The organism is Variovorax sp. R-27, from assembly GCF_049913215.1.
Taxonomy (GTDB): Bacteria; Pseudomonadota; Gammaproteobacteria; order Burkholderiales; family Burkholderiaceae_C; genus Variovorax.
In genome coordinates this window covers 1,272,691-1,285,610 of record NZ_CP183984.1, presented here as the reverse complement: position 1 = coordinate 1,285,610, position 12,920 = coordinate 1,272,691, and the positions used below count along the sequence as shown (strand labels likewise).

Below are 12,920 nucleotides of genomic sequence, written 5' to 3'. Positions count from 1 at the left end.
CCGGTCGCCTTCGATCACCGCCCGATCACTTCTTGAGGTCGAAGCGATCGAGGTTCATCACCTTGGTCCAGGCGGCCACGAAGTCCCGTACGAAGGCCTTCTGCGAATCGCTGGCCCCATAGACTTCCGCGAGCGCGCGCAACTGCGAGTTGGAACCGAACACGAGGTCGACGACGGTGCCCGTCCACTTGAGTTCGCCCGTCTTCCGGTCGCGGCCTTCCAGCACGCCTTCAGCCGTCGTTGACTTCTTCCACCCGGTGTTCATGTCGAGCAGGTTCACGAAGAAATCATTGCTGAGAGTCTCCGGACGCTTGGTGAACACACCGTTCTGCGACTGCCCGACGTTCGCGTTCAGGGCGCGCAGGCCACCGACCAGGACCGTCAGCTCGGGCGCGCTCAGGGTCAGCAGCTGCGCCTTGTCGAGCAGCAGGCCGGCGGCGGTGGCCGAGTCGATACCCTTCTTCAGATAGTTGCGGAACCCGTCGGCCTGCGGCTCCAGGGGTGCGAAGGATTCGACGTCGGTCTGCTCCTGCGAAGCGTCCCCGCGGCCCGGCGAGAAAGGCACCGTCACGTCTTGTCCGGCCTTCTTCGCCGCGGCCTCGACCGCTGCGTTGCCGGCCAGCACGATCAGGTCGGCGAGCGAGATCTTCTTGCCGCCGGACTGCGCGCCGTTGAATTCCTTCTGGATGCCTTCGAGCGTCGAAAGCACCTTCGCCAGCTGGGCCGGCTGGTTGACTTCCCAGTCTTTCTGCGGGGCGAGGCGGATGCGCGCACCGTTGGCGCCGCCGCGCTTGTCGCTGCCGCGGAAAGTCGAGGCCGAAGCCCAGGCGGCGCCCACGAGCTGCGCAATGCCCAGGCCGGAGGCGAGCACCTTGGCCTTCAGGGCCGCGACGTCCTTGTCATCGACCAGCGGGTGGTTCACGGCGGGAATCGGGTCCTGCCAGATCAGCTCTTCCTTCGGCACCAGCGCGCCGAGGTAGCGTGCGCGCGGCCCCATGTCGCGGTGCGTCAGCTTGAACCAGGCGCGGGCGAATGCATCGGCGAACTCCGCCGGATTCGCCATGTAGCGGCGCGAGATTTTTTCGTAGGCCGGGTCCATGCGCATGGCCATGTCGGCCGTGGTCATCATCGGGGCATGGCGTTTGCCCGAATCGTGCGCGTCTGGCACGGTGCCCGCACCCGTGCTGCCCTTGGGCTTCCACTGGTTGGCGCCCGCCGGGCTCTTGGTGAGTTCCCATTCGTAGCCGAACAGCGTCTCGAAGTAGCTGTTGTCCCATTTCGTGGGCGTGGGGGTCCAGGCGCCTTCGATACCGCTGGTGGTGGCATGCGCACCCAGGCCGCTTTCGAAGCCGTTCTTCCATCCCAGGCCCAGTTCCTCGATGTCGGCTCCCTCGGGTTCGGCGCCGACCAGGCCCGGGTCGCCCGCGCCGTGGGCCTTGCCGAAGGTGTGGCCGCCGGCGGTGAGCGCCACGGTTTCCTCGTCGTTCATGGCCATGCGGGCGAAGGTCTCGCGGATGTCGCGGGCCGAGCCGAGCGGATCGGGGTTGCCGTTCGGTCCTTCGGGGTTCACGTAGATCAGGCCCATCTGCACGGCGGCCAGCGGGCCGGCCAGCACGCGATCGCCGCTGTAGCGCTCATCGGCCAGCCACTTGCCTTCGGGGCCCCAGAAGATGTCGTCTTCCGGCTCCCAGATGTCGGGGCGGCCGCCGGCGAAGCCGAACGTCTTGAAGCCCATGGACTCCAGCGCGACGTTGCCGGTCAGGATCATCAGGTCGGCCCACGAAAGCTTGCGGCCGTATTTCTGCTTGATCGGCCACAGCAGCCGGCGCGCCTTGTCGAGGTTGCCGTTGTCCGGCCAGCTGTTCAGGGGCGCGAAGCGCTGAGCGCCGTGGCCACCGCCGCCGCGGCCGTCCGCAATGCGGTACGTGCCGGCGGAGTGCCAGGCCATGCGGATGAAGAGAGGTCCGTAGTGGCCGTAGTCGGCGGGCCACCAGTCCTGCGAATCGGTCATCAGGGCATGGAGGTCCTTGATCACGGCATCAAGGTCGAGGGTCTTGAATTCCTCGGCGTAGTCGAACGCTTCGCCCATGGGATCGGACTCGGCGGAATGCTGGTGCAGGAGCTTCAGGTTCAGCTGGCTGGGCCACCAGTCTGTATTCGCAGGAGCGCCGGCAAAGCTGTGTGTACGCTGGTGGCCCGGGAAGGGGCACTTTGTTTCATCGGACAAGGGGTTCTCCTTTGGTTGGTGATCGCACGTGGGGTCCGAGACCAGTCTAGGTTTGGATCTTCCGCCAATCAACCCAATTGAGTGAATTGAATTCATAGCGGCGAACTATGGTTTCTGCTTCACTCAACCCTTGGCCGGCGCACCCGGCAACCGGTCATGGTTGACGTACTGGCGCCCTGCTTCCAGGAGTCTCGAAGGGTTCTCGACCTGCAGTTCCATCAGATGAATGCCTGACCGCTTGGGCACCCAGCATCGCCACGTCAGATAGACCGTCGCCAGATCGGAGTTCAGATCCACATGGACGCCGTCGAGCATCATTTCCTGAGGGGCAGTGCCTCCATCTTTCCAGTGCGCCATGGCGGACAGCTGCACGCCAGGCAGCCAGACCTGAATGTGGGTGTGGTCCGGATGCATGTGAAGAAGCTGCAGCTCTTCGTCGCCGTTCAGGCGCTCCCGATGAATGAGGTCCGGCGCCGCATACTGGTAGAAGCGGTAGTCGAAATCGTCCGGCAGCAGAGGATGTTTCGACGCGAGCCATGCATCGTCGAAAGTGCCCGTGTATTGCTGGCGGGAACGCCAGACCGGCGGAAGCAGAGCGAAGCCTTGCGGCACGTAGTCACGGCGACGCCAATCGAGAACGGGATCAGCGGGATCCTCGATGCAAGGTGCGGGAATATCGACATCCGAAGGGCTGTGGTCTTCATCGACGATGCCGCATCCGATCGGGTTGAAGCGATGCACGTCGGTCGGCGTCTCATCGTCTCCCGAGCCGGGTATCGGGCCTCCGAAGGCCCCGCGCCAGTCGAGTGCGACGGCCTTGACGGGATGGGCCTGCGAGAGTGCCCAGCCCTTGCTGGTCGATCTGTCTTTTTCCTGTTCCTGCGTGGTGGCGCAGCGCCAGACTCTCGGCCCGTGGACCCTCAGAACCTTTTCGAGCTTGCCCAGACGCACGCCGGTGATCCACGAGCGGGCTTCCACGCCCCGAGGCGCCCAGCTCGCGCCCAGGATGGTGAGGTCAGCCGCCGGCCTGAAAGGCACGATGTCGCAGGTCCGCACCAGCAGGCCGTTGGCAGCGTCGCCTTCGTAGCGGTCGGCAAGTTCGAGTTCGTCCTGTCGGGGCGCGAGCACCAGCGGAGCGTTCGGCACGACATGGAAGCTGCCCCGCACCGCCAGCACGGCCATGTCGGTACCGTCGCTGTGAAACTGCGAAAAGGCCAGAGCGGAAAAAGGCGTGCGATTCTCGAGGTGTGGCGCCATGACTGTTGGGTTGAAGACCGTCGAAGGTTGCCTGTCGTCACTGACGCAGCACGGTGAAGATGACGCGATCACCTTCGCGGCGAATGGCAAAGAGTTGGGCCGGGAGCGAGGCCATGGCCTGCGGAATATCGGTGAACGCCGCAGGATCGTCCGTGGTGAGGATGAGCACCTGCCCCGGTGCGCTGCGGCTCAACGCCTTGCGCAATCGCAATATGGGCACCGGGCAGCGCGTGCCGCAGGCATCGATCTGAAGGGCGTCGCCGGTTTCGGACTCGGCCGGGGCTGGCCGTGCGGGCAGAAAGGGAATGGTCGACGGGTCCGGCGACGGGCTCGTCACGGTGTTCCCATCGTGCGGAAATCGGGCATGGTAACGATGCGCTGCAGGTGCAGGCTCTCGATGCCTGCCAGGGTGGGTCTGAATCCGACGCCGACCACGCGGCCATCTGGAAGGTAGTGGACGACGCGGTAGTTGCCGTCGCGGAAATCGACACTGCGGCCGAAAGCCGTGTCGGCGCTCAACTTGCGTTGGGTGCTCCGAGGCGTCTCGGCGCTGACGTTGAGATCGAAGGGCAGGGGAAGCCTGGAGGCATCGATTTCGAGGTCATGGAGCACCCACGCTTGCGGATCGGCTGACGCGGCGCGTTCGGCGAAGGGGTAGAGCAGCGTCATCTTCAGACCGCGCGAAAGGCTTGCGTAGTCCACCTTCTTTGCAAGCCCCGAGGGTGGGCACTCGGTAGGCGTCAGCTCTGCCCACGAGGCAAATTCCAGCAGCCACTCGGCGAGGCCGCAGCAACCGATGCGCTGCGCCGCCTCGCTGACCCAATCCATATCGCGTTTCCACCGTGCCATGACTGCCTATCGGATCGGGGGATTACCGGGAAACGGAATGCGTTCCCAGACCGTGCCGTCGAAGCGCACGATGTCGGCATAGCCGATGGACCACAGCACCCCATCGACCACCTGCAAGACGTGGCCATCCGCATGGTCTGGATCGAGCCCCGTCTGGACGCGTCGAGTCGTGCCGTTGTCATGGACGTAAAGACCTCTCTCCGTTGCCAGGAAGATCTGCCCGTCGTAGCTCGTGATATCGACGTAGCTGCGGGTGTCGTCGAGCTCCGAAACGTCCCTGAATCCATCGATGCAATTTCCGTGCAGAACGGTTCCACGGCGACCGCACGCCCATATCGAATCGTCACGCTCGGCATGGATGCTACTGATCGACGCGAAACTGGACGTCATGGGCTTCCAGCCACGGTTGTTCCCGCAGAACAGCACACCGTCGTTCACGTTCGCGCGCCAGCCTCCGACGTAGACCTCCTGTTCGTGGGGCCCGGCTATGGCGTTGAGGGTGAGCCCGCCAGTCTCGGTCTTGCCCCGCAGCAATCCGGTACCGATCTGCTCCCAGGTTCCGGCATCCGATCGCCGATAGACCTGGCCGCCGCCGCCGCAGGCATGGAGGCGACTGTCGATCTGCGCGATCGCGTTCATGGTCCCCCATCCCTCGGAGTCGTCGCTCCACAGCCCCGATCCCTCGATGCGCTCGGTTACGGCGGGCTCGTTGGGTGGCATGTACATCACGTTGCCTTCTTCCGTCAGAAAGACAAAGGCGGGCACCGCTACCGCGTCATCGGTATGGCGCGTCGGGGAGAAAAAAGTCGCGTCCGAGACTGTGGCCGAGAGGTCGAAGTAGCCCCACGGCGGCTTCGCTCCCGCGCGAAATCGACACAGACGAGTAAAGCCTTCAAAGCGCTCCTCTGCGTTGGAACAGGTCAGAAAGAGATCGTCGCGCGTGCCAGCTACCGCTGCTTCGAATTGAAGCTGGATCGCGTCGGGTTTGATCAGAGGTTTCATCGCCGTGCCTTGACGCCGCCTCGCTCACCCGGTTCATGTCTCGCGTCCACAGAGCCACCGAAGCTACAGGATCGGAGGATTTCCCGGGAACGGGATGCGCTCCCAGACTGTCCCGTCGTAGCGAGCAATGTCTGCATAGCCGATGGACCACAGGACGCCGTCAACCACCTGCAATACGTGACCATCGCGGTACTCCGGCACGAGACCCGTGACGACGGGCTCGATGATGCCGTTCTCATGGGCAAACAGTCCCTCAGGAGTGGCAAGGTAGACCCTCCCACCGTAAATCTTGACATCGCTGTAGTTCCTCGAATCGTCCAGTTGAGAGACGTCCGCAAATCCCGTTGACTGATTGCCGTGCAGCAATACGCCGTTGTGACCGCAAATCCAGATGGAATCGCTGCTCTCGATGCACAGCCCAGTGAGTTCCGCCGTATCGACGGCAATGGGCTTCCAGGCACCATCCATGCGAAAGAACAGCAGACCTCCATTGGTGTCTGAATTCCAGCCTGCGGCGTAGAGCGCGCGCTCATCGGTACCGTCAATCACATTCAGGAACAGGTTGTGCTCGCCCTCAGGTTCTTGCAGCAGGCCGTGATCGGCATGCTCCCACGCGTCTTCGCCAAGGCGCTGATAGATTTGTCCGCCGCCTCCGCAGGCATATAGATGCCCACCGATCTGACGCAATGCGTTCAAGTAGCCCCAACCTTCGGAGTCGTCGTCCCACAGGCCTGAGCCGACCACACGCTCCATCTCTGGTGCTTTGCCGATCGGCAGATGGACGACATCGCCGTTTTCCGAAGCAAAAACGAAAGAGGCAGCCTCCGATGGAGAGGGATGATGCAGGGCACCGGCTCGTATCGTGAGAGGCAGATCGAAATAGTTCCATTTGACCGACTTGTCCGCATTGAATATGCAGAGGCGGGCGAAGCCCTCGAAGCGATCCTCGATCTTCGAGCACGAGATGACCAGCCGGTTGCGCGTCGCAGCGACACCGGTTTCGATCTTGAGTTCGGGGGCTGACGCAGTGGTGTTGAACTGTTCCATGGATGTGTTGATTTCACTCTATTCAATGGGCCATCCCGCGGACTTCAGAGCTTTGCGGGCAGCTTCTTTCACGGCCTTCGATGCCGTCTTGTAGGCTCGAACCAATGCATCCTGCGAAATCTTCTGGAAGTACTCGTCTGTAGCAGCTTCGAACTTCCCCTTGCAGTCCGGCTTGGCCTTGGCCAAGGCATCGTAGGCAATCTGCTTGACCTTGTCGAAGGAGACGGTCCCGGTGGCTCCGCCGGCCGCCTTGATCGCGCCATCCATCAACTCGTGAACGCGGGCATGTTCCGCATCGGTGAGGCAGATCGCTGGGCCTTCGTTGAGCGACGGAGCTCCCGGCAAACGCGCGCCGGGTTCAGTCCGCGTGCCGATCCGCAGGATGTAGTCCGCGATGATGTGGTGCGATTGCTGATTGGGTGGGCATTCGTTCTTGCCGTGGGCACCTGGGTTGCAGGGATCAGGCTTGCCCTCGATCTTCGCGCCCTCTTCGGGATTTGGCTTTGATGAAGGCGTCACCTCCTGTTGGGACTGTGGGGCCGAGGCCTGCTGCTGCGCTCGCGCGCGCTCTTCGGCAATCTGCGCTTCGACGGCCTTGCGTACTTCCGCGTCGTAGTCACTGGCGCTCGCAGGCCACCAGGAGTCGTACGCGCTGGCCTTGTACTGGGCGAGGTGCTCAAAGGCCTGGTCGTAGATCGCCTGTTCCTGCGGTGTCTTCGGATCTATGCCTTCCAGGACCTGTTTTGCGCCGGACCTGCCCAGGATGAGGCTGTCGCCGGGCATAGGTGCGCCCTGGATGAGCCAAAGGATGATCAGGAATCGGCTCGCCGCGCCGGCCTTGCCGGCCAATCCCGTGCCGCCCGACGGACGAGGCATGCCGGGGGGTGGCCGGAAGACGTTGTCGTTGGCAGCCGGACCGGGCTGGAACGTTGGCGTCGGCCTGACTTGGGGGATGGTCGAGGGGCGCACGTCGCTAACCGGCGCGTTGGGCATCGGCTGCAGTTGCGCTTGCGCGAGCAGGATTGGTCTTTCTCCCAGCGCTGTGCGCACAAGGCTCGAATAGCCGGTCGTGCTCGCAGCAGGGATGAGACGCGCCTTGCCGGTTTTTTCCTGTTCCGTCTCGTAGGTCTCTATGACGGCGCCGTCAGCCTGTGCCCGCGCCAACAGTGCTTCGGCCTCGCTGTCGTCGATGGCCGGATCATCGTTGGGTGGCCAGTGCTTGCTCCGATCTTTCTTGTAGATCAACTCGCCGACAGTGTTGCGCCTGTTCATCCAGAAGCTGTCGCCGTCACGCACCAGCCACTGGCCGTTGACGCGCACTATGGTCGATGCCGTCTTGGGTTCTGCGATGTCGCCGACCGTCCCCGACTTGATCCCTGTCGCCGTTCCGGGCTCGTCACCGTTGACATGCGTAACCACACTGTCGAACTTGAACGCCTTGAGGCCGGTGAGAAAGACGTTTTGCGATGTGTTGGCATCGTCACCAAGCTTGCCGGTGATCTGATACGGAATGGGAGGTGTGGAGGATCCGATGGGCGTCTTGCACACATCGGGGGTTGTGCACACCACGATTGCCTCTCCGACGTCCCGGCCTGCTTCAGGAGCTGGATCGCTGCCGGGGGTTTTCGGCCCTGGCTTGCCCAGGATCACCGCGACACGTGCGATTCGACCGGGGATCAATCCGGGTTTGGACGCAGACGCGCCTGCCTTGGGATCCAGTGCCATGGATGATCGATCCTCGCGGCGTCTTCAATCAGCAGAGATCGATGACCTTGCCGTTGATCCGCACCGCGCCAGTGGCGCGGAAGTCGAACCTGGCACCGGTGAGCGTGACCTGCCCGTCCTTCGTCATCTCGAGCCGGCTCTTGCCAACCGTGATGACGAGCTTCTCGCCCACGTCGAGCGAAAAGTCTTCGCCGATGGTTTCGTTCTTGCTCTTGCCGACGGCCACCGTCTGGGTAAGGCCGATCAGCGAGGTCTTGGCTATGCCCACCTCCTCCGACGAGGTGAGCGCCACGAAGCGATTCATGTTCTGCAGCACGGTCAACAGTTCGTTGGCCTTGATCGTCTCCATGCGGTTGTTGCCGATCGTGATGGTCTCGTCGTGGCCCACGGTCTCGGTGCGGTCGTGCCCGACGCGAACCGTCTCGTCGTGGTCGATGGTCTTGCTGCGGTCGTGGGCTACCCAGTGGGTTTCGTCGTTCTCGACCTCGATGTCCTGATTGCGCTCGGCATGCAGCCACACCTGTTCCTGGCCCTTCTTGTCCTCGAAGCGCAGTGCGTTGGCGTTGGCATCCGTTGCGCCTTCGGAACTGCGCGTGAGCAAACCGCTTTGCGTGGCGTTGTCCGGCAAGGTCCACGGCGGCATGTTGTCGGCGTTGTAGACCCGGCCCGTCACGATGGGGCGGTCGGGGTCGCCGTTCTCGAAGTCGACGATCACCTCCTGGCCGATGCGCGGAATCTGGATGCCACCGAAATTGGTGCCGGCCCAGGGCGAGGACACGCGTACCCAGCAGGAGCTGTTTTCGTCCTTCGTGCAATAGCGATTCCAGTGAAAGCTCAGCTTCACGCGGCCGTACTGGTCGGTCCATATCTCGCGGCCCGCCGGGCCTGTGACGATCGCGGTTTGCGGTCCCGTGGTTCGTGGCCGCGGCACAGTTGGCGTCGAGGCCCTGTAGACCTTGCTGGTTGGAATGACCTCGAACTCCACACGGCACTCGAACTCCTGCTGCGAACTCGCATCGCCCACGTCCTGCAGCCGCAGGCTCGTGTTCGTCACAAGGTACTGCCGGTTCGATTCGTTCTGGGGATGCCGCTCCAGCGTGATCAGGTACCCCGGCACCACGGCCCGCAGGTTGCCCGCACCGTTGGCGCGCTCGCCCTGGCTGCCCGTCTCTTCCATGCGCGTACGCACCAGCTGCTCGCCTTCGGACTCCACGACGTAGTCGCCCGGCCAGTCGTAGCGCTCCCATGTGTTCTGCGCGGTCTTGCGCGGCATTGCGCTGACCTGCTGCAGCTCGGCCTTGGGGCGCTTGAAGTCGAAGTCGTCGGTGATCCAGCGGCCGCTTTGCAGTTCCTCGCAGGCATTGAAGCGGTCGCAATGCTCCTCCCGCACGGTGGCATCCGCCGCATGGAAAGGAATGGTCTGATAGCCCGCGTGTGCGAACGGCTGGTGCGAAGCCATGTCATCGACGATGACCAGCCTGTGATTGTTCTCTTCGTGTTCGAAGTAGTAGTAGAGCCCCCATTCGTGCAGCAGCCGTGCGACAAAGTCGTAGTCGGTCTCACCGTACTGCACCTGGAATTCGCGCGGCGGGTAGCTGCGGGTGGCCCGCACATCGAAGGGAAGGCCGTATTTGCCGAGGACATCCTTGACGATGTCCAGCACGGTCTGGTTCTGGAAAATTCGGTAGTCGCTGGTGCGCGTGGCCAGTGTGAGCCAAGGCTCGAGCACCGCTTCGTACAACGCACGGCGATTCTCCAGGCGCAGGAACCTCACACGCGTTACCAGGCCCGAGATGTGGCGCCGGTCCGGACCTGAGCCGGGACGACCGTCCAGCACGACATGCGCGGTGAGCGCCTCGCCGACCAACTGCTTGATGGTCACGTTGGCGGCCTGACGCTCGTTGTAGCCAGGCTGCTCGGGCGTGGCGAGCGTGAGGGTGTAGCGGAACAACCCGCTCAGGCCTTCGCTGCCTTCGATGGCCACCGGCTCCAGGGCCGGCTCACCGCCGAGTGTGGGCATGGCAGCCGCAGAAACGCTCAGAACGCGCGCAACTTGCGTAGAGCCTGTTGGCATGTGAGATCTCCCTGATGCTTGAACTTACAAGGCAGGACGGGGACCGTGATGCCCGTGGTCCCGTCGAAACTCGTTCGCTACTTTAGTAAAGACCCGTTACCCATATATGACCTGAAAGCCGTCCAAGTCATTTTTCTCATGCGTTTGCGAACTTCTTCTGTAAGAAATACAGCCTCTACTCCAGCGGTCCCTTTCTTTTCTTAATTCTTTCATGCAACTTCACGAGTACATCGACCTGCTCCACGGAGGCACCGAGGATCACGCCGCGAGCGATGCAATCAAACGCAGTGCAGTGGAGCTTGCCGGCAGCCTTTGCGAACCCCTGCGATTGAATGCACGGACGGCTCCCGGGCTGGCGCAGGTTTTTGCCCGCCGCTCGAAGGCGCACGATGTGTTGCTGGTTCATGTGCCGCTCGGCATTCCTGATTGCTTCGACATCGGCGCGGAGTTCGCAGTCAACGAGCGGCGCGGCGGAACGTACATGCAGGTGTTCGCCGACGCCAAGGGCTTTCAAGCGCTGGGAGTGGTTCGAGCTGCAGGCGGCCTCGGGGCCGGGGCAAGGCCAACTCAGTCCAGGCCCTTCCGCGCGAGAAACCCGGACATCAGATCCGCAACCTGCACATTGTTGAGATCGGAGAACGGGAACTGCGTATTGCCGCGGATGAATGGGTGACGAGCACCCCGGGACCGATGCGGTCGAAGAGCGCCGAAACAGCATCGGTCGCGACCTTCGCGTCGAACGGCCCGGTGTCCGGAACCATCTGCCTGAAGTACTGGTTCAACGCCTCAGGGTCTCGCGAGAACTGCGCGCCCGCGAGCCAGTGCAGCGGCAATGAATACGCCAGCCACTGGCGAATTGTTCTGCCCGGAGTGCATCTCAGACGCCGAGCCGCCGTTCGCTCATCCACTTGACGATTGCCGGATCGCGATGCGAGAAGAAGCTGCTCGTGCCGGTTTCGAGTTCTGCGATGCGGAGCATGTCCGAGTCGTCCAGCTGGAAATCGAAGATGTTCAGGTTCTCCGCCATCCGCTCCTTGCGCACCGACTTGGCAAGCGCCACGATGCCGCGCTGAACAAGCCAGCGCAGCACGACCTGCCCGACCGACTTGCCGTACTTTCCACCGATGTCCAGCAAGGCCTCGTTGCCGAACAGGTTGTTGCGGCCCTCGGCGAACGGTGCCCACGCCTCGGCTTGCACTCCGTTGTCGTGCATGAACGTCGCGCTGTCGGTCTGCTGATGGAAGGGGTTCACTTCCACCTGATTCACCGCGGGCGCCACTTCGTTGAAAACCTTGATGTCCATCAGCCGGTCGGGATGGAAGTTGCTCAGGCCGATAGCGCGGAGCTTGCCGGCCTTGTGGGCTGCTTCCATCGCCCTCCACGATCCGTGAACGTCGCCGAAGGGCTGATGGATCAGGTACAGGTCGAGGTAGTCGAGCTGGAGGCGGCGCAGCGACTTGTCGATGGCCAGCAGGGTGCGCTCGTAGCCGTTGTCCTCGACCCAGAGCTTCGTCGTAACGAACAGCTGGTCTCGCGCCACGCCGCTGCGGCGCAGCCCCTTGCCGACAGCCTCTTCGTTCATGTACGAAGCTGCCGTGTCGATCAGGCGATAGCCGGCCTCGATGGCATCGACCACGCTTTGCTCGCACTGCGCCGGGTCGGCAATCTGGAAGACGCCGAAGCCGAGGATCGGCATCCGCACGCCATTGTTCAAAGTCACGTATTGCATATCGAGTTCTTTCATCAAGGCCGCGTCGCGAACACTTCGCGGGCAACGCCGGTTGCCGTCACCGCGTTGGGCCAACCGGCATAGAAGGCGAGGTGCGTCAGTGCCTCGGCCAGCTCGTCTTTGGACAAACCGTTGTCGAGCGCGCGGGACATGTGCGAGCGCAACTGGTCGGGCCGATTCATTGCGATGAGCGCACTCACGGTGACCAGGCTCCGGTCGCGCGGCGAAAGACCCGGCCGCGCCCACACGTCGCCGAACAGCACGTCGTCGGTGAGCTGTGCCAGCTTTGGAGCGACGTCGCCAAGCAGGCGCTGGGCCTGCGACGGCTGCGCCGGTCCTGCGGCCGCAGCAGCCTGCGGCGCGCCGTACTGCGCATCGCTGACCTGCTCAAGCCAATCCACCGCCTTGCCATCGAGAGCTTCCGTGATGGCGATGTGCGTCATCGCGCTGGCGGGAGCGGCCCCATGCCAATGCTTCATGCCCGGCGGAATGTGCACGACGTCGCCGGCCTTGATCTCTTCGATCGGGCCGCCGAGGCGCTGCACGCGGCCAACGCCGGCGGTGACGATCAAGGTCTGCCCCAGCGGATGTGTGTGCCACGCAGTGCGCGCACCGGCGGCGAAGCTCACCGAGCCGGCGGACGTGCGCTCAGGCCCGGCCGGCGTGTAGAGCATCTCGACGCGCACGCTGCCTGTGAAATTCTGTGCAGGTGCACTGTTTGCCGTGCGTGTGCCGGCCCGGGAAATCTGCAACTCGGGCTCGGCGGCTGCCACGGGCGGCAACATCGAGAGGGCCAGCGCGGCTGCGGCGAAATGCTTCATCGGGTTCTCCTAGGTTGGCTGCGCGGACGCAATATCCACGCAGTCTAGGAGCCGCACCCACACCCGAATAGACGGCAAACGCTTGTTGGATTGACAAGCCGGAACGGACAATCGGCGCTACCGCGCCCGGCTTACTCGCAGCACGTGTTGCGGAGAACATCCTTGGGCCTCGGTGCAACGGACACAGCA

General features: G+C 63.3%; 11 protein-coding genes. 1 reads left to right on the top strand and 10 read right to left on the bottom strand.

Annotation, left to right across the window (positions count from 1 at the left end; all coding sequences use genetic code 11):
- Positions 1–25: 25 nt before the first annotated feature.
- The 8 genes from katG to ACN9MV_RS05700 form a co-directional block, all read right to left on the bottom strand.
- Entirely contained in the window at positions 26–2,227 is a 2,202-nt protein-coding gene (katG, locus tag ACN9MV_RS05735; protein WP_426391565.1) for a catalase/peroxidase HPI, read from the bottom strand.
- 123 nt (positions 2,228–2,350) lie between these two features.
- On the bottom strand, positions 2,351–3,484 hold the full coding sequence (locus ACN9MV_RS05730; protein WP_426391564.1) for a DUF2169 family type VI secretion system accessory protein: 1,134 nt from the start codon (positions 3,482–3,484) through the stop codon (positions 2,351–2,353).
- A 37-nt stretch (positions 3,485–3,521) separates the two neighbouring features.
- Entirely contained in the window at positions 3,522–3,821 is a 300-nt protein-coding gene (locus tag ACN9MV_RS05725; RefSeq protein ID WP_177142252.1) for a sulfurtransferase TusA family protein, read from the bottom strand.
- The gene (locus ACN9MV_RS05720) at positions 3,818–4,312 is read right to left on the bottom strand and encodes a hypothetical protein (RefSeq protein ID WP_426391563.1); all 495 of its coding nucleotides are present in this window, start codon (positions 4,310–4,312) and stop codon (positions 3,818–3,820) included. Before ACN9MV_RS05720 ends, ACN9MV_RS05725 begins: the two co-directional genes overlap by 4 nt.
- Positions 4,313–4,339: 27 nt before the next feature.
- A complete protein-coding gene (locus tag ACN9MV_RS05715; protein ID WP_426391562.1) occupies positions 4,340–5,335 on the bottom strand; it encodes a hypothetical protein in 996 nt (331 codons plus the stop codon).
- 63 nt (positions 5,336–5,398) lie between these two features.
- On the bottom strand, positions 5,399–6,382 hold the full coding sequence (locus ACN9MV_RS05710) for a hypothetical protein (protein ID WP_093172700.1): 984 nt from the start codon (positions 6,380–6,382) through the stop codon (positions 5,399–5,401).
- Positions 6,383–6,400: 18 nt separating this feature from the next.
- The gene (locus ACN9MV_RS05705) at positions 6,401–8,107 is read right to left on the bottom strand and encodes a DUF4150 domain-containing protein (RefSeq protein WP_093172702.1); all 1,707 of its coding nucleotides are present in this window, start codon (positions 8,105–8,107) and stop codon (positions 6,401–6,403) included.
- 28 nt (positions 8,108–8,135) lie between these two features.
- Entirely contained in the window at positions 8,136–10,127 is a 1,992-nt protein-coding gene (locus tag ACN9MV_RS05700; RefSeq protein ID WP_426391561.1) for a type VI secretion system Vgr family protein, read from the bottom strand.
- A 265-nt stretch (positions 10,128–10,392) separates the two neighbouring features.
- Here ACN9MV_RS05700 and ACN9MV_RS05695 point away from each other — a divergent pair, with 265 nt between their 5' ends.
- Complete coding sequence (locus ACN9MV_RS05695) at positions 10,393–10,854, top strand: hypothetical protein (protein ID WP_426391560.1); 462 nt, start codon at positions 10,393–10,395, stop codon at positions 10,852–10,854.
- 204 nt (positions 10,855–11,058) lie between these two features.
- On the opposite strand, the gene ACN9MV_RS05690 is transcribed toward ACN9MV_RS05695, so the two are convergent.
- Positions 11,059–11,910, bottom strand: coding sequence for an aldo/keto reductase (locus ACN9MV_RS05690; protein ID WP_426391559.1), 852 nt, complete (start codon positions 11,908–11,910; stop codon positions 11,059–11,061).
- Between the two features lie 14 nt (positions 11,911–11,924).
- On the bottom strand, positions 11,925–12,731 hold the full coding sequence (locus ACN9MV_RS05685) for a (R)-mandelonitrile lyase (RefSeq protein ID WP_426391558.1): 807 nt from the start codon (positions 12,729–12,731) through the stop codon (positions 11,925–11,927).
- Between the last annotated feature and the right edge of the window lie 189 nt (positions 12,732–12,920).